The organism is Zetaproteobacteria bacterium (assembly GCA_003696765.1).
Lineage (GTDB): Bacteria > Pseudomonadota > Zetaproteobacteria > Mariprofundales > J009 > RFFX01.
Genome location: RFFX01000040.1, coordinates 1 through 23,459 on the forward strand (window position 1 = coordinate 1; position 23,459 = coordinate 23,459).

Here is a 23,459-nt window from a genome sequence, read left to right on the forward strand (position 1 = left end):
CCCTCACCCATCGAGCACCACCTCGAAGCGGATGCGCTGCCAGGGGTCGCGGGATTGGCGCAGCTCGACGATGCGGGCCGAGAGCTGTGCCCCGCGGTCCAACATTTGCGCCACCGCCGTGTTCTCCATTCTCGGGACGTAGCCCAGCTTGCGGCCACGCCACTCCACCCGCACGGCACGCGCATCGAACGGATTGTCCGGCTCACGGACCAGCGCCAGCGGCGCGCCGATACGCAGGTGCTCAAAGCAGCGCGCGCCGTCGTGGTATTGGAACCCGGCCAGCGGCGATTGCTGGATGCGCACTCCGCCCGTCGTCTGCGCGGTTTTGATTCCGCCGAGGCTGATCCAAGGCAGGGTGGCCGCACCGCGCAGCAGGAGGGAGAAGAAGGTTCGTCGGTTCATGGTGCCTCCCGGGGTGGTGTTTTCTTCGTCACCCGGCGCATGCTGGGGGGTGAAAGGCTCAAAACATGATCCCCGGTTGTATTCGCCACTGAACCGGGCCGCAAGGCGTTCGTTCATGGTCGCGGATGCCGGCTTTTTGCGGGGCTGTCATTCAATCATACTGCGCGGCGGCGGCGCGCAGCCGCTCGGCGACGGCGCGGCGCAGCGCTTCGGGCGAGACCACCTCCACATCCGGCCCGAGCCGGCAGATGTCGAGGATCAGTTCGGTCGGATCGTGGTAGGGGAGGAGCAATTCGAGCCGGCCATCCTCCAGCCATCGCTGCTCCTGCGCCGGATGCCAGATCTCGTCGGCAACCCAGCGGGCGCGCAGGGCGGTGAAGCGCAGATGGGCAGTCGCCTCGGCCGTGCCTGCGAAGATGCCGTAGGCGGATGCGAAGTGGTGATCCAGCCTTTCGTCGTCGATCTCCACCGGCGGCTGTTTCAGCTTCTCCACCCGGGTGATGCGCTCGATGGCGAAGCTGCGCAATGCGCCGCGCAGGTGGCAGAAGGCGTCGAGGTACCAGTTGTCCCGGTAGTAGACCAGCCGCTGGGGCGAGACCTCACGCTGGAGGGTCGCATCGTCGCTGCGGGCGTGGTAGGTGATGCGCAGCCGGGTGCGGGAGAGCACCGCGCCGGCCACGGCCGGGAATCGTGGCAGATTGCGGGCGCGCGGCATCATGGTCAGCAGCCGGATCCGTCCGATCTCCCGTTCCGCACCGGGGGCGGCCCGCTGCAGCAGGGTGTCGATGCGCCGGCGGATCGGCCGCAGCGGCTCGTCGAGCAGGCCGGGACGCAGTTCGCGCAGCAGCTTCTGGATGGTGAGCAGCGCGGCCAACTCGTCGGCGTTGAACCACATCCCCGGCAGCTCGAAGCGTTGGGTCGGGTCGTAGCGCCAGCCTCGGCCGCGGACGTTGTAGATCGGGGCGCCGAAGAGGTCGCGCATGGTGCGGATGAGCCGCTTGACGGTGGCCGGGCTGCACTCCATCTCATCGCACAGCGTCCCCATCGAGACCGGATGGCGCCGGGCGCGGAAGATGTGGTGCAGGTCGTAGATGCGGTCGAGCTTGTCCATGGCTCCTCCTGCAACCCCCTGTTGGACGAATGGTAATTGTTGCGTGTTGCAGTGCAAATCGGGACGGCCGGGGCGGAGGCGATTGACGCGCCGGCCCGTTGCACTATGCTGCGTTGCAATCGGTTCGACGAAGGAGCAAGCCCTTGGCCCGGCACGACGGCGACGATCTGACCAACAGCGCCTACTACATCAACCGTGACCTGAGCATGCTGGAGTTCCACCGCCGGGTCTACGAGCTGGCCGCCGATCCCTCCATCCCGCTGCTCGAGCGGCTGCGCTTTCTCTGCATCAGCAGCTCCAACCTGGACGAGTTCTTCGAGGTGCGGGTGGCGATCATCAAACACCGCCTCTCCATCGGATCGACCCGCACCGGCGCCGACGGTCTGCGGGCCACCGAGCTCCTGGCGGCGATCCGCGACAAGGTGGAGCGGCTGGTCGCCGACCAGTACCGCCTGCTCAACGATACGCTGCTGCCGGCGCTGGAGGCGGAGGGGGTTCGGGTCATCCGGCGCGGAGAGTGGAGCGATGCCCAGCGTGACTGGATCCGCGGCTTCTTCCGGCGGGAGTTGTTGCCGCTGTTGACGCCGATCGGCCTGGATCCCGCCCATCCTTTCCCCATGCTGGTGAACAAGGTGCTCAGCTTCATCGTCGAGTTGGACGGTTGCGACGCCTTCGGCCGCCAGACCCACTTCGGCGTGGTGCAGGCCCCCCGGGTGTTGCCGCGGCTGATCCGCCTGCCGGCGGAGCTGGTGGAGTGCGCCGACGGCTTCGTGCTGCTCTCCTCGATCATCCATGCCCATGTCGGGGAGCTCTTCCCCGGGCTGAAGGTGAAGAGCTGCCATCAGTTCCGGGTGACGCGCAACGCCGAGCTGCTCGTCGACGAGGACGAGGTGGAGGATCTGAAGAGTGCGCTCGCCTGTGAGCTGCGCGACCGCCGCTTCAGCCAGGCGGTGCGGCTGGAGGTGTCGACCAAGTGCAAACCGGAGCTGGCCCGCTTCCTGCTGCGGCAGTTCGAGCTGGAGGAGCAGGATCTCTATTTCGTCGACGGGCTGGTCAACCTCTCCCGGTTGGAGACCATCTACGAGGAGGTGGACCGTCCCGATCTGAAGTATCCCCGCTTCGAGCAGGGGATGCCCGAGGCGATGCACGGCGGTGAGGTCGACATGTTCGCTCTGCTGCGCAAGGGCGACCAGCTGCTGCACCACCCCTTCCAGAGCTTCCGGCCGGTGGTCGATTTCCTCCGTCAGGCGGCGACCGACCCCGATGTGCTGGCGATCAAGCAGACCCTCTACCGGGTGGTGCCGGACAGCCCGATCGTCGAGGCGCTGGTCAAGGCGGCGCTCTCCGGCAAGCAGGTGGTGGCGGTGATCGAGCTGCGCGCCCGCTTCAACGAGGAGGACAACATCGCGCTGGCCAACCGCCTCTCCAAGGCGGGGGTGCAGGTGGTCTACGGTGTGGTCGGCTACAAGACCCACGGCAAGATGCTGCTGGTGGTCCGGCGCGAGGGGCGGCAAATCCGGCGTTATGTCCATCTCGGCACCGGCAACTACCACTCGATCACCACCCGCTACTACACCGACATCGGCATCCTCAGCGCCAATCCCGACCTGGGCGAGGATGTGCACCACCTCTTCCAGCAGTTGACCGGCATGGGCAAGGCGACGCGCATGAAGCGGCTGCTGCAGGCCCCCTTCACCCTCCACAGCGGCCTGATCGAGCGGATCAATCTGGAGGCGGCCAACGCCCAGGACGGCGGCAAGGCGCGGATCATCGCCAAGATGAACGGACTGGAGGAGCCGGAGATCATCCGTGCCCTCTACCGGGCCTCGCAGGCCGGGGTGGAGATCGATCTGATCGTGCGCGGCATCTGCTGCCTCCGTCCGGGGATCAAGGGGGTCTCGGAGAACATCCGCGTCCGCTCGGTGTTGGGGCGCTTCCTCGAACACACCCGCATCTTCTACTTCTACAACGGCGGCAGGCCGGAGCTGCTCTGCGCCAGCGCCGACTGGATGATCCGCAACCTGCTGCGCCGGGTGGAGAGCTGCTTTCCCATCTACGACCGCAAGATGGCCCGCCAGTTGATCCACGACGGCCTGCGCCTCTACCTGCAGGACAACTGCGGCTCCTGGCGGCTGCGTGAGGATGGCAGCTACCACCGGGTGCAGGCACGCAAGAAGCGGCGCAGCGCCCAGGAGATCCTGATGCGCAAGTTCGGCCGGCTGGGCTAGGGCGGCGCGCGCCCGCCCCGCTCCGGGGCCGGGCAGCGGCCGGTCGTTTGCACCGCCGCCGCTGATCGTTTCACAATCGATGCGCCGATCGCTACCATGCACCACCCTGTTGCGGCGGGGGCGCCGGTTCGCCCGATCTCTTACGGAAGGTTTGCATCATCATGGACGAGAGCCTCAACCCGGCGGTGCCGGTGCTGATCGAGGAGGAGATGAAGCGCTCCTACCTCGATTACGCCATGAGCGTGATCGTGGGCCGGGCGTTGCCCGATGCGCGTGACGGGCTCAAGCCGGTCCACCGGCGCATCCTCTACGCCATGCAGGAGTTGGGGTGCACCTTCGACAAGCCGTTCAAGAAGTCGGCGCGCGTGGTCGGCGACGTGATCGGCAAATACCACCCCCACGGCGACTCCGCGGTCTACGACGCTCTGGTGCGCATGGCCCAGCCCTGGAGCATGCGCCATGTGCTGGTCGACGGTCAGGGCAACTTCGGCTCGGTCGACGGCGATATGCCGGCGGCGATGCGCTACACCGAAGCGCGCATGAGCCGGCTGGCCTCCGAACTGCTGGCCGACATCGACAAGGATACCGTCGACTTCGGCCCCAACTACGACGAATCCCTCACCGAGCCCAAGGTGCTGCCGGCCCGCTTCCCCAACCTGCTGGTCAACGGCTCCCAGGGGATCGCCGTCGGCATGGCGACCAACATCCCGCCGCACAACCTGGGGGAGGCGATCGATGCCACCGTGGCGTTGATCGATGACCCCGACATCGACGACGATGCGTTGATGGAGCTGATGCCCGGCCCCGATTTCCCCACCGCCGGCTTCATCTACGGCCGACGGGGGCTGCGTCAGGCATTCCTCGGCGGGCGTGGTTCGATCACGATGCGGGCGCGGGCGGTGGTCGAGGTCCACCGCCGCACCAAGCGCGAGGCGCTGGTGATCACCGAGCTGCCCTATCAGGTCAACAAGGCGAAGCTGATCGAGTCCATCTCCCAACTGGTGCGCGAGAAGACGATCACCGGCATCTCCGATCTGCGCGACGAGTCCGACCGCGACGGCATGCGCATCGTCATCGAGCTCAAGCGCGACGAGATCCCCGAGGTGGTGCTCAACAACCTCTACAAACACACCAAGATGCAGTGCAATTTCGGCTGCAACTACCTGGCGCTGGTCGACGGCCAGCCGAAGCTGTGCGGTGTGCGCGAGCTGTTGCTCCACTTCATCGACCATCGCCGCCAGGTGGTGACCCGCCGCTGCCTGTTCGAGTTGGCCCGAGCCGAGGCGCGCGCCCACATCCTCGAGGGGCTGCTGATCGCGCTCGACAACATCGATGCGGTGATCAAGCTGATCCGCGGCAGCCGGACCGCCGCCGAGGCCAAGTCGGGGTTGATGGAGCGTTTCGGTCTGTCGGAGAAGCAGGCGCAGGCGATCCTCGACATGCGGCTGCATCGCCTGACCGGCCTGGAACGCGACAAGATCAAGGAGGAGTTCGAGCAGATCCGGCGGGAGATCGCCCGGCTCAAGGCGATCCTCGCCGACGATGCCCTGCTGATGGGGGTGATCAAGGAGGAGCTGGTCGCGGTGCGCGACAAATACGCCACGCCGCGCAGGTCGGAGATCGTGGTCGAGTCGGCCGAGCTGACGGTGGAGGATCTGATCACCGAAGAGGACATGGTGGTGACCATCTCCAACGAGGGCTACATCAAGCGCAACGCCGCCAGCCTATACCGCGCCCAGCGTCGCGGCGGCAAGGGCAAGCGGGCGATGACCACCAAGGAGGAGGATTTCGTCGCCCGGCTGATGGTCGCCTCGACCCACGATTACCTGCTCTTCTTCACCAACCACGGGCGGGCCTTCTGCCGCAAGGTCTACGAGATCCCGCAGGCCGGGCGGGCGGCGCGCGGCAAGGCGCTGGTCAACCTGTTGCCGGTGGCCAAGGGAGAGACCGTCGCCGCCACGCTGGCGGTGCGCCATTTCGACGACCGGCACTACATCGTCATGGCCACGCGCAAGGGGCTGGTCAAGAAGACGGTGCTCTCCGCCTACGGCAAGATCCGCTCGACCGGCATCATCGCCATCAACATGGAGGAGGATGACGGGCTGGTCTCGGTGGTTTGCACCGACGGCGATCAGGATCTGTTGCTGGCCACCAGCGGGGGAAGGGCGATCCGCTTCCACGAGCGTGAGGTTCGGCCTTCCGGACGCAACACCAAGGGGGTCACCGGCATCCGCATGCCGCGGGGGGATCGGGTGATCGGGCTGACCCGCGTGGCTGACCGTGCCACGCTGCTGGTGGTCTCCGAACGCGGCTTCGGCAAGCGCAGCCGGGTGTGCGAATACAAGCGGCAGCGGCGCGGCGGGCAGGGGGTGCTCAGCCTCAAGACCGGCGGCCGCAATGGGGCGATGGTGGCGGCGGTGCAGGTGGTCGACGAAGATCAGGTGATGGTGGTGACCAACCTGGGGCGGCTGGTGCGGCTGCGCATGAGCGAGGTGTCGGTGATCGGCCGCAACACCAAGGGGGTGACGCTGATCCACTGCCCGGACGAGAACGAGCGGGTGATCGCGGTGGAACGGATGCCGGAGCGCGACGATGGCTCTGAGATCTCCGATGCGGCCGGTGACGAGAAGGGCGGCGGCGACGGCGGGGCGCATGGGGAGGCATCGGCCGGGAGGGGCGGTGCGCCCGGCTCGATGCAGGGGGAGCTGGATCTGGGATGATCGATCGCGGCGCGCTGCGGGGTGATGCCGCGCGGTTGGAGCAGGCGTTGGCCCGGCGCGATCCGGCGCTGGTCGCCGAGGGCTCGCCCTGGCGGAGGGCGCTGGCACTCGACGGGGTTCAGCGGGCGCACAAACGGCGGGCCGAGGCGCTGCAGGCCGAGCGCAACCGGGTCTCCCGGGAGATCGGCCGGAAGAAGCGGGCCGGCATGGAAGCATCCGAGGAGCTGGCCCGGATGGCCGAGGTGGCCGGGGCGATCAAACAGGCCGAGGCCGAGGCGCGGGCGGCGGAGGCGGAGTTCGCCGCGCTGCTGCTGGAGATCCCCAATCCACTGCACCAGTCGGTGCCCGACGGGGTCGACGAGTCGGATAACGTGGAGTTGCGCCGCTGGGGGGTGCCGCGCGGCGATGTGGTCCCCCCCCATTGGGAGATCGCACCGGCGTTGCTCGACTTCGATGCCGCCGCGCGCCTTGCCGGCAGCCGCTTTTCGGTGCTGCGCGGCCCGCTGGCCCGGCTGGAGCGGGCGTTGATCCAGTTCATGCTCGACCTGCACACCACGCGCCATGGCTACGAGGAGGTCTGGGTGCCGGCGATCGTCAACCGCGAGACGATGACCGGCACCGGCCAGTTGCCCAAGTTCGAGGAGGATCTCTACCGCCTGGCTGATGAGGGGCTCTACCTGATCCCGACCGCCGAGGTTCCGGTGACCAACCTCTACCGCGATCAGGTGCTCGATGGCGAACGGTTGCCGATCCGCCACTGCGCCTGGACGCCATGCTTCCGTCGGGAGGCGGGCTCCGCCGGCAAGGATGTGCGCGGTCTGATCCGCCAGCACCAGTTCGACAAGGTGGAGTTGGTGCAGCTCATCGAGCCGTCGGAGGCGCTCGACCGGCTGGACGAGCTGACCGGCCACGCCGAGGCGGTACTGCAGGCGCTTGAGCTGCCGTACCGGGTGGTGGCGCTCTGTGCCGGGGATGTCGGCTTCTCGGCGGAGAAGACCTTCGATCTGGAGGTGTGGTTGCCGGGGCAGCAGGCCTTCCGCGAGATCTCCTCCTGCTCTTCCTTCGGTCAGTTTCAGGGGCGGCGGGCGCGGATCCGCTACCGCCCCTCCGCCGGCGCTCGGCCGGAGCCGGTGGCGACGCTCAACGGTTCCGGGTTGGCCGTCGGCCGTACCCTGGTGGCGCTGCTCGAGAACGGCTGGCAGCCGGACGGCTCGGTGCGGCTGCCGGAGGTGCTGCACTCCTACATGGGCGGCATGGAACGGCTGCCGGCGGAGGTGTTGCGGTGAACCGCTACTATGTCACGACGCCGATCTACTATGTCAACGACACCCCCCATCTGGGCCACCTCTACACCACGGTGGCCGCCGACGTGCTCGCCCGCCACATGCGGATGTGTGGTCGCGACACCTTCTTCCTCACCGGGGTCGACGAGCATGGGCTGAAGGTGCAGCAGGCGGCGGAGGCGCGCGGGGTGGCGCCGATCGCGCTGGCCGACGAGGTGGTGGCGCGCTACCGCGATCTCTGGCCCCGTTTCGCCATCTCCAACGACGATTTCATCCGCACCAGCTCCGAACGCCACAAGGCGGCGGTGGCGGCGATGTGGCGTCGGCTGGCCGAACGCGGTGCGCTGTACAAGGGGATGTACGAGGACTGGTACTGCGTGCCGTGCGAGACCTACTGGACCGAGACGCAGCTGATGGAGCACGGCGATGACGGCCGCTGTCCCGACTGCAACCGGCCGGTGGAGCGGGTGCGGGAGGAGTCGTGGTTCTTCCGGCTGAGCGACTACCAGCAACGGCTGCTCGACCACTACGACAGCCATCCCGACTTCATCGCCCCGGAGGTGCGACGCAACGAGGTGCGCAGCTTCGTCGCCGGCGGGCTGAACGACTTGTCGGTCTCGCGCACCACCTTCGACTGGGGCGTGCCGGTGCCCGACGATGCGGGCCATGTGGTCTATGTCTGGATCGATGCGCTGACCAACTACCTCTCGGCGCTGGGCTTCCCCGACGAGCAGAGCGAGCGGATGCGCTTCTGGCCCGCCTCGGTCCACCTGATCGGCAAGGACATCCTCCGCTTCCACGCCGTCTACTGGCCGGCGATGTTGATGGCCGCCGAGCTGCCGCTGCCCGAGCGGATCTTCGCCCACGGCTGGTGGACGGTCGACGGCGAGAAGATGAGCAAGTCCAAGGGCAATGCGCTGGCCCCCGAGAAGATGCTCGATCGTGCCGACGCCGATGTGTTGCGCTACTTCCTGTTGCGTGAGGTTCCCTTCGGCCAGGACGGAGACTTCTCGTTCGCGGCGCTTACGCGGCGCTACAACAGCGAGCTGGCCAACGATCTGGGCAACATGCTCAACCGTTCGCTCTCCATGCTGCACAAGTACCGCGGCGGCGTGATGCCGGAGGTGCGGCGGGAGGAGGAGGCCGATCGTGCATGGATCGCCGACATCGAGGGGATGCAGCGCGAGGTGGATGAACTGATGGTGCGACAGGCGTTTCATCTGGCGCTGGAGCGGATCCATCAGGTGGTGCGCCACGGCAACCGCTACGTCGAGGAGAATGCGCCGTGGACACTGGCCAGGTCGGGCGACGATGCGCGGCTGGATTGCGTGCTCTACCATCTGATCGAGGGGCTGCGGCTGGTGGTGTTGCAGCTCTCCCCGTTCATGCCGGGCAAGTGCGCCGAGATGATGCGGCAGATCATGGGGGATGGTGCCCCCCTACCGCCGATGACCCTGGCGGAACAGGGGGGATGGGGGTTGCTCTCCCCCGGCCACACCTGCGCCAGGCCGAGGCCGGTCTTCCCCCGGATGGAGTAACGGGCAGGCCTTGACGCCGAAGAAGCTGCTGGCCCGCTACTTCCCCGACCCCGAGTCGGTGCGGAACCACAAGCATCTGCGCTGCTTCGGCACCCTGCTGGCCAACCCCGGGCTGTGGCACGTCAACCGCTGTTCGGTGGCACGGGCCTTCGCCGTCGGGGTCTTCTGCGCCTTCATTCCCGTTCCGTTCCAGATGGTCCTGGCCGCCGGCGGGGCGATCCTTTTCCACTGCAACATCCCCATCGCCGTGGCGCTGGTCTGGCTGACCAACCCGATCACCATGCCGCCGGTCTTCTACTTCTGCTATCGGGTGGGGGCGTGGCTGCTCGGCCTGCCGGCATCGGAACTCCCCTTCGAGGCCAATCTCGATTGGCTGGTGCATAGCATGATGCAGGCGTGGCAGCCCTTCCTGCTCGGATGCCTGATTTGTGGTATTGTTTTTGCTTTGCTATCCTGGTGTGCCATCCACATCGCCTGGCGGGCGATGGTGGCACACAAGTGGAAGCGAAGGAGAGGTTGATGTTCATCACACAAACCCGGCAGCGCAACGTCTGGTCGTTCATCGTCGATGCCATCTCCGAGGCGGTGGGGGAGCCGTTCGTCATCCGGCAGCGGATGAAGGTGAGCGGCGGGAGCATCTGCTCCACCTTCAAGGTGGACGACGGCACCACCGCCTATCTGGTCAAGCTCCATCGAGCCGAGGCGCTCTGGGCCTTCGAGGCGGAACGCGCCGGGCTCGACCTGCTGCGGGCGGCGAGCGGCGCGCTGCGGGTGCCCGAGGTGGTCTGCACCGGCAGTGCACAGGATCGCTCCTGGCTGGTGCTGGAGTTCATCACGCTGCGTCCGGTGACCGATGAGAGCGCCGCCCGGCTGGGGGTGGCGCTGGCCGAGGTGCATCGCAAACTGGGGCCGCACTACGGTTGGGATCGGGACAACGCCATCGGCTCCTCACGCCAGGTCAATACCCCCGACGATCGGTGGGCCAGTTTCTTTCGCGAGCAGCGTCTGGCCCGGCAGTTGAAGATGGCCGAGGAGAACCGCCTCGATATCGCGCTGTTGCGCAAGGGAGAGCTGGTGCTGGAGGCGTGCGACCGGATGCTGGAGGGGCATCAGCCCAAGCCGTCGCTGCTCCACGGCGATCTCTGGAGCGGCAATCTGGCGGTGGACGGCGAGGGCCGGGCGGTGTTGTTCGATCCGGCGGTCTACTACGGCGATCGCGAGTGCGATCTGGCCATGACCCGCCTCTTCGGCGGGGTGCCGGACTCCTTCCTGCGCGCCTACCACGACACCTGGCCGATCGACCACGGCTTCGAGCAGCGGCTCCACCTCTACAACCTCTACCACCTGCTCAACCACGCCAACATGTTCGGCGGCGGCTACGTCCGGCAGGCGGAGAAGGCGATGGACCGTATCCTGATGTCGGTCTAGGCGGTGCCGACGGTCACCTTCCTCCCCTCCGGACGCAAGATCGAGGTCGCCAAGGGGGCCCGGCTGCTGCAGGCGGCGCTCGATCACGGCATCGAGATCCCCCACTCCTGCGGCGGCAACCTGGCCTGTACCACCTGCCATGTGATCGTGCGCAAGGGCAACTGGTGGCTGCCGGGGCCGAGCCCGGACGAGGAGGAGCTGCTCGATGCGGTGGTCGATGTGCAATCCAACTCCCGCCTCGCCTGCCAGGTGGAGGTGACACGCAACATCACCGTGGAGATCCCCTCCTGACCGGGGTGATGGCGGCGGCGCTGCCGCCGCAAGGGCGCTGAGTCTGGCTCTTGCCGATCCTCTTTCGCTGGCAGTTCCTCACGCTCTCGATGCGGCTGTTGCTGGTCCAGGCGGCGCTGCTCTCCCTCTTCGTGGTGATCGAGGCGTTCGACAAGTCGCGCCTGCTCGGCCACCACGGCATGACCGTTCCGGTGCTGGTGGAGTATATCCTGCTCAAGGCGCCGATGATGGTGGCGGAGTTCATGCCGCTGACCCTGTTGATCGCCTCGGTGGTCCATCTGCTGCTGATGGCCCGCCACCGCGAGCTGGTGGCGCTCCACGCCGGCGGTCTGGGGCTGGCCAAGGTGGCGTTGCCGATGGCGGCGGTGGCGCTGGCCGGCATGGGGGTGATGGTGCTGCTCGACGAATGGGTGACGCCGGTGACCAACGTGCGGCTCAACTACATCGAGCGGGTCCATGTCCACGGCCGCGAGCCGGAGGAGGGGAGGCGGATGCACTGGTACCGCGACGGCAACCGCTTCTTCCGGATGGCGCCGCGCGGCGATGGGTCGATGCGCCTGCTGGTGATCGAGACCGACGGCGCCGGACGGTGGCGGCGGCGGATCGACGCAGGCCGTGCGCGCTACCGGGAGGGTGTGTGGCGGATGCGTGACGTGGTGATCAGCGCGCCTGATGCGCACGATGGTGTGACGGTGACCCGACTCGACGCCATGGAGCTCCCCGCCGGCAACGGCGGGCCGCAACTGCGCCGGCCGTGGCCCAACGAGATGAACAGCCTGGAGCTGTTCCGCTTCGCCCGGCGGCTCGATGCACTCGGGCTGGAGAGCGAGGGGTACCGCTACGCGCTCCATCGGCGGATCGCCCACCCCTGCTCCTGCCTGGTGATGGCGGTGGTGGCGCTCGCCTTCTGCGGCCGGCCACGGAGCGGCCGTGGGGTGGGGGAGTACCGTGCGTCGTTGGGGGCGCTGTGCTTCGGCCTGCTGCTCTACATCAGCGGCAACGCCGTCTCCATGCTGGCGGGCGGGGGGCGGCTGCCGCCGGCCTTCGCCGCCTGGTTGCCCGATCTGCTCTTCGGAGGTCTGGCGGTGTTCCTGCTGTTGCAGCGGATGGAGGATTGAATCGGAACACGTCCACGGACGGACGCGGACGGTTTTTTGCGATTCGATCGTGGGGACCGCCTCTGCAAGAGGGGGGATGAGGGCGCAGCCGGACCCGGTGGCGTACGCCGGCCCCGATGCCGCCGCGAAGAAGGCCCAGCCCGGATCGTGTTCGGGCGGGAATCGGGAGGGGCGGTGCGCTTCGGGTGCTCCTACGCCCCCCGCGAAGCGGTCGTCAGCCCTGGCACTCCTTGCGGAAGAGGCAGGGATCGACGGCGCAGTTCTTGATCCGACCGAAGCAGTCGTTGTTTCCCTCGGCACGCTGGATGGCGTGGATCAGGTCGGCCTTGCGCATGGCGTGGGCACCCTTGATGCCCAGCGCCTTGGCCATGGTGATGAGGAAGGCCTTGGTCACTTTCTTGTTGCTCACGGTGAGACTCCGTCGGGGAAGGAGAGGAGATTCCCCCAGGAATGGCAGGGGGTCCGGAGAGGGGCGCCGAACCATAGCGGCCGGGGGGAGAAGTGCAAGTCGGCAGGCTGGATGTTCCGTATCGGCGGCCGGTTCTGCGTTGCCGTTCCCGTTCCCCCGTTATGCAGCGGTGCGGCGGGCATTGATCCGGTTGACCAGTGCGAGGATCAACCCCAGCGCGATGAAGGCGCCCGGCGGCAGGATGAACATGATGACCCCGGGGTAGTCGGCGCCGAGCAGGTTGATGCCGAAGAGGCTCCCTTTGCCGAGCAGCTCCCTGAGCGCGCCCAGGGTGACCAGCGCCCCCGTAAAGCCCAGCCCCATTCCCAAGGCGTCGATTACCGCGTCGGAGAGGCGGTTCTTGCTGGCGAAGGCCTCGGCGCGGCCGAGGATGGTGCAGTTGACCACGATCAGCGGGATGAAGAGCCCCAGCACCAGGTAGGTGTCGTGCATCCAGGCGTTCATCGCCATGCCGGAGACGGTGACGAAGGAGGCGATGATGGTGATGTAGGTCGGGATGCGCACCTCACGCGGCACGAAGCCGCGGATGAGCGAGACCGCGCTGTTCGATGCGAGCAGCACCGCCAGCGTGATCACCCCCATCCAGAAGCCGTTGGCGGCGGTGGTGGTGACGCCGAGCAGCGGGCACATGCCGAGCAGTTGGGCGAAGACGGCGTTGTTGTGCCACAGCCCGTCGAACAGGATCGCCCGCCTGCCTCCGGCGGTGGGCAGGGGTGTTGCGCTGGCGGCGCCGCCGTGGTGGCCGGGGGAGGGCATCGCCGCTACAGCGCGTTCAGGTTCTGCCGTGCCACCTGGTAGTCGGGATCGATGCGCAGCGCCTGCTCCAGTTCGGCACGGGCGCGGTCGCGGTCGTAGGGGCGGTTGCGTTGGTAGTAGGCGACGCCGAGGTCGTTGTGGTAGAGGGCGCTGCCGGTACAGAGGCGGACGCTGTTCTGCAGCAGGTAGACCTTCCGTTCGATATCGCGTGTCTTGAGCGCGGCGTTGTATTGCCGTTCGGCGGCGGCGCAATCGTCGAAGCTGCGCGGCGCGGCCTGCGCCGGCGGCCGGGCGTTGCCCTTGCCGATCTGCTTGCCCAGCAGGTAACCGCCCAGGGCGCCGATGATCGCGCCCTGACCTGCGCCGCCGCGGCGGTTGACCTGATGGCCGATGACCGCACCGGCACCGGCGCCGATCAGGGCGCCGAGCACGCCGCTGTCGGCCGCCGTCGCCGGCGCGGGCAGGGAGGGCAGGGCGAAGAGCGCCAGCACGGCGGCGGCGATGCGTGGGAGGATGGGGACAGAATCCGTCATGATCGAGTCGCAAAACGTCCGTCCATGGAGCCTGCAGCATCACGGTGGATCGAGGCGTCTGCTCGACCCCTTCGGATCTGGCGGCCGCGGCTGCGGCCGCAGGCCCGGCACGCTGTACCGCAGCCTCCTTGCAGCGGCGTGGCCGGACGCAGGGGAATGGTCCCACGGGTCCGTGCCGCTGTCAACCGGATGCCGCCCCTCCGACCGGGGGCGGCGCGCCATTCTCAGGTCCCTTCGGCCCGGCTAGCATTGGGCGGTGGTGATCGACCCCGAAGAGACGGCGCATCTTCCGCCGCCGGGTGTTCCCGGCTGGTGGGCCGCCCGCAGTTGGCGGCAGCGGCTCAACGTGATGCTGTTCGATTTCACCTGCCGTATCGGGCGGATCGTCAACTACACCATCGGAGTCTTCATCCTCTCGGCGGTGCTGATCTCGATGACCGACTCGGTGCCCTACTACCACGACCACTACGCCCGGCCGTTGGGGCTGTTCGAGGATCTGGTCACCTTCGTCTTCGCCGTGGAGTATCTCCTGCGGGTCTACTCCGCCCGGCGCCCCTTCACCTACATCTTCAGCTTCAACGGCATCGTCGATCTCACCGCCGTCCTGCCGCTGCTGATCGGCGAGGACTCGACGCTGGTGATCCGGCTGCTGCGTGTGGTCCGCCTGATCAAGCTGACCAGCTATCTGCCGGCGCTGACCGCCCTCTTCCGCTCGCTCACCGACGTGGTGCATCTGATGCTGGCGGTGCTCTCGGTCATCATCCTGATGTCGCTCTTCGCCGGCAACCTGATCTACATCGTCGAGCCGGAGACCTTCCATACCGCCTTCGAGGGGGCGTGGTGGAGCCTCGTGACCATGAGCACGGTGGGGTATGGCGATCTCTACCCCACCACGGCGGCGGGGCGTCTGATCGCGGTGGCGGTGATCCTCTCGGGCATCACCATGTTCGCCATGGCCACGGCGGTGGTCTCCGTCCGGGTCGGGCGCCACCTCTACGAGCAGATCCACTGCCCCGCCTGCAACCACAGCGTGGCCGAGGATCACATCTACTGCCCGCATTGCGGCATCAGGCTGGAGATCGGTGATCCGGTCGATGAGAAGCCCGATTTCCATCGACGGGACAGAGGGGTTGAGGCGGCCGCCGGTCGGGCGGAGGCTCCGCGGGGGGAGGCAACGCAATCGGATCGGAAATGACGACTTCGCAAGAAGTCGGCATCCGCGACCAGGATGGTCGCGCAAATCCGGAGGTTGCGCATGCAAGCGACGGATTTGTAAGGCGATCGAAGAGCGCGCTCTTCGATCGCCGTCAAGCAAAAAGTCCACGGACGGACTTTTTGCGATTCGATCAGGAGTGATGGTTTCGCAAGAAAGCATCATCGCGGCCAGGACGGCCGCGCAAATCCGAAGCTTGCGCATGCAAGCGACGGATTTGTAAGGGGATCGAAGACCGCGCTCTTCGATCCCCGTCAAGCAAAAAGTCCACGGATGGACTTTTTGCGGTTCCATTAGGAGTAACCGACCACCATGACCGTTTCCACCATCCGCGAGGCATTGACCTTCGACGACGTGCTGCTGGTGCCGCAGGCCAGCTCGGTGCTGCCCGGCGCCGTCGATCTGACCACCCGCTTCACCCGCAGGTTGCGGCTCAATATCCCGATGGTCTCGGCGGCGATGGACACGGTGACCGAATCCTCCACCGCCATCTGCCTGGCGCAGGAGGGGGGGATCGGGGTGATCCACAAGAACATGAGTGTGCACGAGCAGGCCCGGGAGGTGCGGCGGGTCAAGCGGTTCGAGGCGGGCGTGGTGCAGGATCCGCTGACCGTCACGCTGGGGATGACCCTGGAGCAGGTGCTGGCGCTGTCGCACGACCACGGCTATTCCGGCTTTCCGGTGCTCGATGGCGACGGCAAGGTGTGCGGCATCATCACCAACCGCGACATCCGTTTCGAAACCGATCTGGGCAAGCGGGTGGCCGAGCTGATGACCCCGAAGGAGCGGCTGGTCAGCGTACCGCCGGGGACATCGGCGGAGCAGTGCAAGGCGCTGTTCCACAAACATCGCATCGAGAAGTTGCCGATCATCGACGAGTTCGGCCGGTTGCAGGGGATGATGACGGTGCGCGATCTGGTCAAGTCGACCACCCATCCCAACGCGGTGCGCGACGATCACGGCCGGTTGCTGGTGGCGGCGGCGATCGGTGTCGGTGAGCGGGAGCTGGCGCGGCTCGAGGCGCTCTGCGCCGAGGGGGTGGATGCGGTGGTGGTCGACACCGCCCATGGCCATTCGGCCGGGGTGATCGGCCAGGTGCGCGAGATCAAACGGCGCTACGGCGACGGGGTGCAGGTGATCGGCGGCAACATCGCCACCCCTGAGGCGGTGCGCGATCTGGTCGACGCCGGAGCCGATGCGGTCAAGGTGGGGATCGGCCCGGGATCGATCTGCACCACCCGCATTGTCGCCGGGGTGGGGGTGCCGCAGCTCACCGCGGTGATGGAGTGCGCCCGGGAGGCGGAGGCGGCCGGCGTGCCGGTGATCGCCGACGGTGGCATCAAGTTCTCCGGCGACTTCGCCAAGGCGATCGCCGCCGGCGCGCGCACGGCGATGTTCGGCTCGATGTTCGCCGGCACCGAGGAGGCGCCCGGGGAGAAGATCCTCTACCAGGGGCGCACCTTCAAGGCCTATCGCGGTATGGGGTCGATCGGCGCGATGGAGCGCGGCAGCAAGGATCGCTACTTTCAGGGCGATGTCGACGAGGCGATGAAGCTGGTTCCGGAGGGGATCGAGGGGCGGGTTCCCTACCGCGGGCCGCTCTCAGAGGTGATTCATCAGCTGGTCGGCGGGCTGCGGGCGGCGATGGGCTACATCGGTGCTGCGTCGATCGAGGAGATGCACCGGCGCGCCCGTTTCGTCCGGATCACCGGCGCCGGCCTGCGTGAGAGCCATGTCCACGACGTGACGATCACCAAAGAGGCGCCCAACTACCGGCAGGAGTAGCCCGATGGAGCGGTTGCTGATCCTCGACTTCGGGTCGCAGTACACCCAGCTGATCGCGCGGCGGGTGCGTGAGGCCCGCGTCTATTGTGAGATCCACCCCTGCACGGTGGGGCTCGATTTCGTCCGCGACTTCGGCGCCCGTGGCATCATCCTCTCCGGCGGGCCCGCCTCGGCGCTGGCCGAGGATGCTCCGACGGTCGATCCCGCGCTGTTCGATCTCGGCGTGCCGGTGCTCGGGATCTGCTACGGCATGCAGTTGATGACCCGCCTGCTCGGCGGCCGGGTCGGACACGCCGAGCGGCGCGAGTTCGGCCGCGCCCATGTGGTGATCGACGACGCCTCCGACCTCTTCGCCCCCTGGCGGGGGGCGGCGGAGATGGAGGTGTGGATGAGCCACGGCGACCGCATCGAGCAGCCGCCGGCCGGCTTCGTCACCGTCGCCCATACCGGCAACGCCCCCCACGCGGCGATCGCCGATCATGGCCGGCGGCTCTTCGGCATCCAGTTCCATCCCGAGGTGGTCCACACCCCGGAGGGGGGGGCGCTGCTCTCCCATTTCGCCCGCGTGATCTGTGGGTGCAGCGGTTCGTGGACCATGGGCTCCTACATCGAGCGGGCCAGAGCCCGGATCCGCAAACAGGTGGGCGGGGGGCGGGTGCTCTGCGCCCTCTCCGGCGGGGTCGACTCCACCGTGGCGGCGGTGCTGATCCATGCGGCGATCGGCGATCAGCTCGTCTGTGTCTTCGTGGACAACGGACTGTTGCGCCTGGGCGAGGCCCGGCAGGTGGAGGAGCTCTTCCGCGAGCAGTTCCACATCCCGTTGCGGGTGGTTGACGCCGGCGACCGCTTCCTGGCGCGGCTTGCCGGGGTGACCGATCCCGAGCGAAAGCGCAAGATCATCGGACGGGAGTTCATCGCTCTCTTCGAGGAGGAGGCCAGGCGGATCGGCCGGGTCGATTTCCTCGCCCAGGGCACCCTCTACCCCGATGTGATCGAGTCGGTCTCCTTCAAGGGGCCGAGCGCGGTGATCAAGAGCCACCACAACGTCGGCGGCCTGCCGGAGCGGATGCGGCTGGAGCTGGTCGAGCCGCTGCGCGAGCTGTTCAAGGATGAGGTGCGCGAGTTGGGGCGCGAGCTGGGCATCAGCGAAGAGATCGTCGGGCGTCAGCCGTTCCCCGGGCCGGGGCTGGCCATCCGCTGCCTGGGAGCGGTCGATCGGGACAAGCTGGATCGGCTGCGCCGGGCCGACGCCATCGTGCTGCAGGAGATCAAGGCGGCCGGCCTCTACCACCGCATCTGGCAGAGCTTCGCCGTGCTGCTGCCGGTGCGCTCGGTCGGGGTGATGGGGGATGAGCGCACCTATGAGGAGTGCATCGCGCTGCGTGCGGTGGAGTCGACCGACGGGATGACCGCCGATTTCGCCGAGCTTCCGCATGCCCTGCTCGCCCGCATCGCCAACCGCATCATCAACGAGGTCAAGGGGATCAATCGCGTGGTGTACGACGTGACCAGCAAACCGCCGGGGACGATCGAATGGGAGTAGCAATGGTGCGGAGGAGGGGGCTGGCGGCGCTTTTTGGAGCGGTGGTGGCGGGTCTGTCCGCCCCCCCCGCGGACGCCGAACGGCTCGACGCGCTGGCGGCGGTGGTCGGCACCGGCGCGATCACCTGCTATGAGTTCGAACAGGCGGTCGACACCATGATCCGCCAGTTGAAGATGGCAGGTTCGCCGGTGCCGCCGCGGCCGCAGGTGGAGCGGCGGGTATTGCGGGCGAAGATCGACGAACAGCTCCAGTTGCAGCGGGCGCGCCAGTTGAAGCTGAAGGTGGACGATGACGAGATCGAGCAGGCGATGGCCGAGGTCGAGCAGCGCAACAACATCCCCGCCGGCTCACTGCCCGACGTGCTCAGAATGCAGGGGGTCGATTTCGCCGACTATCGGGAGCAGTTGCGCAGGCAGTTGCTGATCAACAAGGTGGTCGATGTCGATCTGCGCAGCAAGATCCAGGTGAGCGAAGAGTCGATGCGTGAGTACTACCGCAAGTACCTGGCCAATCCCGAGCCGATGCGGGAGGTCCGTCTGGCGCGCATCCTGCTGGCGCTGCCCTCCGAGCCGACACCGGAGCGGGTGGAGCGCGCCCGTCGCCGGCTGGAGCGGATCAGGCGGAGGATCATCGGGGGGGAGAAGATCTCCGCGCTGGCGCCGCTGCTCTCCGACGGGCCGCGCGCCTCCAGCGGCGGCGATCTCGGCTGGCACTTCCCCGGTGCGATGCCGAAGCCGTTGCGCAAGTTCCTCGAGGGGCCGGTGGGGTCGGTCAGTGCTCCGATCCGTCTTGCCGACGGCATGAACCTGATCCAGATCACCGATGAGCGGTGGCACAAGCCGAAGGTGGGCAAGCCCTACGACGAGGTGCACGCCCGCCATATCCTGCTGCGGATCCCGGAGGGGGCCGACGAGGCGACGCGGGCGCGGATCCGCTACCGTGCCGAGCAGATCGCGCAGGAGATGAAGAAGGCGAGCGACGAGGAGTTCGCCACCCGGGCGAAGGAGATCTCCCAGGGGCCGAGCAGCGAACGCGGAGGCGATCTCGGCTGGTTCCGCCGAGGCGAGATGGCCAAGCCCTTCGAGCAGGCCGCCTTCTCGCTGCCGGTGGGGGGGACCAGCGGTGTGGTCGAGACCTCCTTCGGGCTGCACATCATCCGCGTGGTGGGACGGCGCCATGTCGATCCCAATGCCTTCGAGGTGCACAAGCCGAAGATCGAGCAGCAGCTGCGTGCACTGGAGTTGCGCGATCAGATGCCGCGTTGGCTGGCCTCGTTGCGGCAGAATACCGTGGTCGAGCGCAGGAGCTGCGGTGTGGCTCCGGACCACACCCCGCATCACGCATCCGGCGGGAGGAGCGCCGCCCCGGCCGACGGCTGAACCGGCCGTTCCTCCTGCTCCACCCGTCGCCAGACGCCGCCGCGCAGCAGGCCGGCGAGGTCGAAGATCCGCTCATCGAGCCGCAAGGAGGCATCGGGCGAAGGCTTTGGCAGGCCGCATGCGCCGGTCTCGACGATCAGCCAGCCGCCGGGGCGCAGCCAGCGCGGCGCCTCATGCAGCAGCCGCCGGAGGATGGAGGCGCCATCCTTCTCGTCGGTCAATGCCATGCGCGGCTCATAGGCCAGCTCCGGCGCCAGCGCCGCCAGCTCGTCGCGCGCCACGTAGGGGGGGTTGCACAGGATGGCGTCGAAGGGCGGGGTCGCCGGCGGCAGGGCGGCGAAGAGATCGCCGTGGTGCAGGCTGACGCGCGCCTGCAGGTCGTACGCGGTGATGTTCTCCCCGGCCAGCTCCAGTGCCTCCTTGGACAGGTCGCAGCCGTGGACGGTGGCGTGGGGATACTCCATCGCCATCGCCACCGCCAGGCAGCCGCTGCCGGTGGCCATGTCGCACAGGTGAAGCGGGGCTTGGCGCTCGGGCAGCCGGGCGAGCAGCGCCTCGATCAGCAGCTCCGTCTCCGGCCGGGGGATCAACGCGCGCCGGTCGCAGCGGATGCGCTGCTTCCAGAAGTGGCGGTAGCCGAGGATGTAGGCGATCGGCTCGCGCCGGGCGCGGCGGGCGACCATCGCCTCCAGCCGGTCGGCGGCCGTCGGGGGAAGCGGCTCTTCCATCCGCATGATCAGCGCCTCGTGGCCGAGGCCGCAGGCGGCCTGCAGCAGCAGGCGGGCGTCGAGCGCGGCGGTCTCGCAGCCGGCCTCGATCAGCCGCTCGGTCGCGGCGGCGAGCGCCCGGCGCAGGGTCGGCTGCGGGCGGTCGCTATCCGGCCTTGGAGCCACCGGCCATCTGCGCCGCCTGGTGGTGGGCGAGCAGCGCTTCGACCAGTTCGTCCAGCTCGCCGTCGAGGATCTGCTCCAGCTTGTAGAGGGTGAGGTTGATCCGGTGGTCGGTCACCCGCCCCTGGGGGAAGTTGTAGGTGCGGATCCGCTCGGAGCGGTCGCCGCTGCCGACCATCCCCTTGCGCTCCTCGGCCCTGGCGTCGCGCGCCTCCCGTTGCAGCTTGTCGAGCAGCCTGGCCTGCAGCACCTTCATCGCCTTGGCGCGGTTCTTGTGCTGGCTCTTCTCGTCCTGGCAGGTGACCACGATGCCACTGGGCAGGTGGGTGATGCGCACCGCCGAGTCGGTGGTGTTGACACACTGCCCGCCCGGGCCGGAGGCGCGGTAGACGTCGATGCGCAGCTCCTCGGGCCGGATCTCCACCTCCACCTCGTCGGCTTCGGGCAGCACCGCCACCGTGCAGGCGGAGGTGTGGATCCGACCCTGGGTCTCGGTGGCCGGCACCCGCTGCACGCGGTGGACCCCCGATTCGAACTTGAAGGCGGCGTAGGCGCCGGCGCCGGAGAACTGGGCGACGATCTCTTTGTAGCCGCCGATGCCGGTCTCGTTGGCCGAGAGGATCTCACGGCGGAAGCCGCGCCGTTCGGCGAAGCGGCTGTACATGCGGAAGAGGTCGGCGGCGAACAGCGCCGCCTCCTCCCCGCCGGTACCGGCGCGTACCTCGAGGATGACGTTGCGTTCGTCGTTGGGATCCTTGGGCAGCAAGAGCAGCGTCAGCGACCGCCGCTGCTCCTCCAGCGCCCCCTTGAGCCGCTCGATCTCGTCGGTGGCCAGCGCCCGGAGCTCGCCGTCGCACTCGGGGTCGTCGAGCAGAGCGCGATTCTCGGCCAGCTCCCGCTCCAGCGCGCGCAGCCGTTCGATCGCCGCCACCACCGGCTCGAGCTGTGCATACTCCCGGGAGAGCTCGGTGTATCGCTTGGGGTCGGCGGTGATCTCCGGATCGGCGAGGTCGCTCGTCAGCGCACGATGGCGGCGGAGCAGCTCATCGAGGTGTTGCGCGTTCATCCCCCTCCCGTGGGTGTGCAGGGGCGATTCGTCCCCCGGCGGCGGCTCTGGTTCGCCCGTCTCCACCCTGCGACTCCTCCCGGACGGGGTGAAGGTCGAAGAGGGTGCGGGCCGCCCCCATCAGCATGTCCCCCTCGATGTCCTCGGGCAGGTGCTTGAGCGCGCTCAGCGTGGGGTGGAGCAGCCGCTTGGTCAGCGCGATGCTGAAGCGCTCCACCGCCTGCATCTGCGCCTCGTCGAGCCCTTTCAGGTGGCGGGCGGCCTTGGCCAGCTCCTCGCGGCGCGCGGCGTCGCTCTGCTGCTGGATGGCGCGGATCAGCGGCACCGACTCCAGCGACTTCAGCCAGTTGAAGAAGCGAGCCGCCTCCTCGTCCAGCAGATGGGCGGCCTGCAGCGACTCCCGTTCGCGCTGTGACCGGTTGCCGTCGGCCACCTGCTGCAGGTCGTCGACGTCGAAGAGGTAGACGTCGTCGATCTCGTCGATGCGCGGATCGATGTCGCGCGGCACGGCGATGTCGAGCAGCAGCATCGGCCGGCCGTGCCGCTTGTCGAGGGCGGCCTCGATCATGTGGGGCATCAGCACGTAGGTGGAGGCGCTGGTGCTGGAGATGACGATGTCGGCGGCGTCGAGGAAATCCCCCAGCTGATCGAGCGTCAAGGCGTGGCCGGCGAACCCGGCGGCGAGCGCCTCGGCGCGGGCCAGCGTCCGGTTGGCGACGAGGATGTGCTTGCAGCCGTGGCTGTAGAGGTGGCGGGCGGCCAGCTCGGCCATCTCGCCGGCGCCGAGCAGCATCACCGTCTTGTTCTCCAGGTCGCCGAAGATCTGCCGGGCCAGCTCGACGGCGCAGGCGGCGACGTTGACCGACTGACGCCCGATCGCCGTTTCGCTGCGCGCCCGTTTGGCGGCGGCGAAGGTGGATTGGTAGAGGCGGTGGAGGATGTGGCCGGCGGTTTTGGCGTTGAGCGCCTGGTCGTAGGCCGCCTTCACCTGCCCCAGGATCTGCGGCTCGCCCAGCACCAGCGAATCGAGCCCGGCGGCGACGCGGAAGATATGGCGCACCGCCTGCTCGGTGGTGTAGGAGTAGAGGTGGGGCTGGATGGCGGCCAGGGAGACTCCGGCCCGGTCGGCGAACCAGCGGTGGGCGATGGCGATGGCCGCCTCGGGATTGTGGGTGACCAGGGTCATCTCCACCCGGTTGCAGGTGGAGAGCAGCAGCGCCTCGCGCACCGCCTCGTGGTCGACCAGCCGGCGCAGCACCTCCGGAATCTCGGCCTCCGGCGTGGCCAGCCGTTCGCGCAGGGTGATCGGGGTGGTTTTGTGGTTGAGGCCGATGTGGCAGATGCGCATCGGATCAGCCCTGCTCGACCAGGGTGAGGGGCACCGGCCTCAGCCCGGCGGAGGGGTGGTCGCAACAGGCGGCGGTCAAGTCGAGCCTTCCCTTGGTCGCGACATCGAGCAGAAGCAGAAGCTGGCCGTCCTGTTCGTGTTGCACCTCGCGGTAGAGCGCTTCGGACGGATGGGCGCGGTGGCAGAGCCAGATGCCTTCATCCGGTCTTCGGGCCTCCTCCTCCGGCGGCCGGATCCGATCGATGCAGCGGTCGGCGCTGATGTGGAACCGCCCCCGCAGGATCGCCCGGTCGTTCATGCCGGTCAGGCCGTAGTGCATCAGCCGCTGGGCGGCGGTGCGGGTGATGGTCAACGGTGC

21 protein-coding genes are annotated in these 23,459 nt (G+C 68.0%); 12 read left to right on the forward strand and 9 right to left on the reverse strand.

Annotation, left to right across the window (positions count from 1 at the left end; translation table 11 throughout):
- Window positions 1-3 precede the first annotated feature (3 nt).
- On the reverse strand, window positions 4-402 hold the full coding sequence (locus D6682_04010) for an HIRAN protein (protein ID RMH51559.1): 399 nt from the start codon (window positions 400-402) through the stop codon (window positions 4-6).
- Between the two features lie 151 nt (window positions 403-553).
- Window positions 554-1,513, reverse strand: coding sequence for a transcriptional regulator (locus tag D6682_04015; protein ID RMH51560.1), 960 nt, complete (start codon window positions 1,511-1,513; stop codon window positions 554-556).
- A 206-nt stretch (window positions 1,514-1,719) separates the two neighbouring features.
- On the opposite strand from D6682_04015, the gene ppk1 reads away from it, so the two are divergent.
- The 8 genes from ppk1 (at window position 1,720) to D6682_04055 (ending at window position 12,119) form a co-directional block, all read left to right on the forward strand.
- Window positions 1,720-3,741 (forward strand): polyphosphate kinase 1, encoded by a 2,022-nt coding sequence (ppk1, locus tag D6682_04020; GenBank protein ID RMH51608.1) that lies wholly within the window; start codon window positions 1,720-1,722, stop codon window positions 3,739-3,741.
- A gap of 161 nt (window positions 3,742-3,902) precedes the next feature.
- Window positions 3,903-6,461, forward strand: a complete 2,559-nt coding sequence (gene gyrA / locus D6682_04025; protein RMH51561.1) for a DNA gyrase subunit A — start codon at window positions 3,903-3,905, stop codon at window positions 6,459-6,461.
- A complete protein-coding gene (locus D6682_04030) occupies window positions 6,458-7,747 on the forward strand; it encodes a serine--tRNA ligase (GenBank protein RMH51562.1) in 1,290 nt (429 codons plus the stop codon). Before gyrA ends, D6682_04030 begins: the two co-directional genes overlap by 4 nt.
- Window positions 7,744-9,282: a methionine--tRNA ligase gene (metG, locus tag D6682_04035; GenBank protein ID RMH51563.1), complete on the forward strand. Its 1,539-nt coding sequence runs from the start codon at window positions 7,744-7,746 to the stop codon at window positions 9,280-9,282. The genes D6682_04030 and metG overlap by 4 nt, the downstream gene beginning before the upstream one ends.
- Before the next feature lie 10 nt (window positions 9,283-9,292).
- Entirely contained in the window at window positions 9,293-9,802 is a 510-nt protein-coding gene (locus D6682_04040; GenBank protein RMH51564.1) for a DUF2062 domain-containing protein, read from the forward strand.
- Window positions 9,700-10,710 (forward strand): fructosamine kinase family protein, encoded by a 1,011-nt coding sequence (locus D6682_04045; protein RMH51565.1) that lies wholly within the window; start codon window positions 9,700-9,702, stop codon window positions 10,708-10,710. The genes D6682_04040 and D6682_04045 overlap by 103 nt, the downstream gene beginning before the upstream one ends.
- 3 nt (window positions 10,711-10,713) lie before the next feature.
- The gene (locus D6682_04050) at window positions 10,714-11,001 is read left to right on the forward strand and encodes a ferredoxin (protein RMH51566.1); all 288 of its coding nucleotides are present in this window, start codon (window positions 10,714-10,716) and stop codon (window positions 10,999-11,001) included.
- A 50-nt stretch (window positions 11,002-11,051) separates the two neighbouring features.
- Window positions 11,052-12,119: an LptF/LptG family permease gene (locus D6682_04055; GenBank protein RMH51567.1), complete on the forward strand. Its 1,068-nt coding sequence runs from the start codon at window positions 11,052-11,054 to the stop codon at window positions 12,117-12,119.
- Window positions 12,120-12,333: 214 nt separating this feature from the next.
- Here the strand turns inward: D6682_04055 and D6682_04060 are convergent, their stop codons facing one another.
- The 3 genes from D6682_04060 to D6682_04070 all read right to left on the reverse strand — a co-directional run bounded on the left by D6682_04060 (window position 12,334) and on the right by D6682_04070 (window position 13,877).
- Window positions 12,334-12,528 (reverse strand): hypothetical protein, encoded by a 195-nt coding sequence (locus D6682_04060; protein RMH51568.1) that lies wholly within the window; start codon window positions 12,526-12,528, stop codon window positions 12,334-12,336.
- A gap of 159 nt (window positions 12,529-12,687) precedes the next feature.
- Complete coding sequence (locus D6682_04065) at window positions 12,688-13,344, reverse strand: electron transport complex subunit E (protein ID RMH51569.1); 657 nt, start codon at window positions 13,342-13,344, stop codon at window positions 12,688-12,690.
- A gap of 5 nt (window positions 13,345-13,349) precedes the next feature.
- A complete protein-coding gene (locus tag D6682_04070; GenBank protein ID RMH51570.1) occupies window positions 13,350-13,877 on the reverse strand; it encodes a glycine zipper 2TM domain-containing protein in 528 nt (175 codons plus the stop codon).
- Between the two features lie 256 nt (window positions 13,878-14,133).
- Between D6682_04070 and D6682_04075 the strand changes: the two genes are divergently transcribed.
- The 4 genes from D6682_04075 to D6682_04090 all read left to right on the forward strand — a co-directional run bounded on the left by D6682_04075 (window position 14,134) and on the right by D6682_04090 (window position 19,797).
- Window positions 14,134-15,072: a potassium channel protein gene (locus tag D6682_04075; GenBank protein RMH51571.1), complete on the forward strand. Its 939-nt coding sequence runs from the start codon at window positions 14,134-14,136 to the stop codon at window positions 15,070-15,072.
- A 330-nt stretch (window positions 15,073-15,402) separates the two neighbouring features.
- Window positions 15,403-16,875 carry an IMP dehydrogenase gene (gene guaB, locus D6682_04080; GenBank protein RMH51572.1) on the forward strand — a complete coding sequence of 491 codons (1,473 nt, stop codon included), beginning with the start codon at window positions 15,403-15,405 and terminating at the stop codon, window positions 16,873-16,875.
- A 4-nt stretch (window positions 16,876-16,879) separates the two neighbouring features.
- Window positions 16,880-18,418: a glutamine-hydrolyzing GMP synthase gene (locus D6682_04085; GenBank protein RMH51573.1), complete on the forward strand. Its 1,539-nt coding sequence runs from the start codon at window positions 16,880-16,882 to the stop codon at window positions 18,416-18,418.
- Window positions 18,409-19,797: a peptidylprolyl isomerase gene (locus tag D6682_04090; protein RMH51574.1), complete on the forward strand. Its 1,389-nt coding sequence runs from the start codon at window positions 18,409-18,411 to the stop codon at window positions 19,795-19,797. The genes D6682_04085 and D6682_04090 overlap by 10 nt, the downstream gene beginning before the upstream one ends.
- On the opposite strand, the gene prmC is transcribed toward D6682_04090, so the two are convergent.
- From prmC to D6682_04110, 4 genes are read right to left on the reverse strand one after another with little or no spacing between them, the layout of a single operon-like run.
- Window positions 19,755-20,690: a peptide chain release factor N(5)-glutamine methyltransferase gene (gene prmC / locus D6682_04095; GenBank protein ID RMH51575.1), complete on the reverse strand. Its 936-nt coding sequence runs from the start codon at window positions 20,688-20,690 to the stop codon at window positions 19,755-19,757. The two genes, D6682_04090 and prmC, sit on opposite strands and share 43 nt — an antisense overlap.
- A complete protein-coding gene (prfA, locus tag D6682_04100; GenBank protein RMH51576.1) occupies window positions 20,671-21,753 on the reverse strand; it encodes a peptide chain release factor 1 in 1,083 nt (360 codons plus the stop codon). The genes prmC and prfA overlap by 20 nt, the downstream gene beginning before the upstream one ends.
- Window positions 21,731-23,101, reverse strand: coding sequence for a glutamyl-tRNA reductase (locus tag D6682_04105; protein RMH51577.1), 1,371 nt, complete (start codon window positions 23,099-23,101; stop codon window positions 21,731-21,733). The genes prfA and D6682_04105 overlap by 23 nt, the downstream gene beginning before the upstream one ends.
- A gap of 4 nt (window positions 23,102-23,105) precedes the next feature.
- Window positions 23,106-23,453, reverse strand: coding sequence for a hypothetical protein (locus tag D6682_04110; GenBank protein RMH51578.1), 348 nt, complete (start codon window positions 23,451-23,453; stop codon window positions 23,106-23,108).
- Between the last annotated feature and the right edge of the window lie 6 nt (window positions 23,454-23,459).

Coding starts and splice junctions, on each gene's coding strand:
- D6682_04010 (RMH51559.1), bottom strand. CDS start 402: ATGAACCGACGAACCTTCTTCTCCCTCCTGCTGCGCGGTGCGGCCACC.
- D6682_04015 (RMH51560.1), bottom strand. CDS start 1,513: ATGGACAAGCTCGACCGCATCTACGACCTGCACCACATCTTCCGCGCC.
- ppk1 (RMH51608.1), top strand. CDS start 1,720: ATGCTGGAGTTCCACCGCCGGGTCTACGAGCTGGCCGCCGATCCCTCC.
- gyrA (RMH51561.1), top strand. CDS start 3,903: ATGGACGAGAGCCTCAACCCGGCGGTGCCGGTGCTGATCGAGGAGGAG.
- D6682_04030 (RMH51562.1), top strand. CDS start 6,458: ATGATCGATCGCGGCGCGCTGCGGGGTGATGCCGCGCGGTTGGAGCAG.
- D6682_04045 (RMH51565.1), top strand. CDS start 9,700: ATGCCTGATTTGTGGTATTGTTTTTGCTTTGCTATCCTGGTGTGCCAT.
- D6682_04065 (RMH51569.1), bottom strand. CDS start 13,344: ATGCCCTCCCCCGGCCACCACGGCGGCGCCGCCAGCGCAACACCCCTG.
- D6682_04070 (RMH51570.1), bottom strand. CDS start 13,877: ATGACGGATTCTGTCCCCATCCTCCCACGCATCGCCGCCGCCGTGCTG.
- guaB (RMH51572.1), top strand. CDS start 15,403: ATGACCGTTTCCACCATCCGCGAGGCATTGACCTTCGACGACGTGCTG.
- D6682_04085 (RMH51573.1), top strand. CDS start 16,880: ATGGAGCGGTTGCTGATCCTCGACTTCGGGTCGCAGTACACCCAGCTG.
- D6682_04090 (RMH51574.1), top strand. CDS start 18,409: ATGGGAGTAGCAATGGTGCGGAGGAGGGGGCTGGCGGCGCTTTTTGGA.
- prfA (RMH51576.1), bottom strand. CDS start 21,753: ATGAACGCGCAACACCTCGATGAGCTGCTCCGCCGCCATCGTGCGCTG.
- D6682_04105 (RMH51577.1), bottom strand. CDS start 23,101: ATGCGCATCTGCCACATCGGCCTCAACCACAAAACCACCCCGATCACC.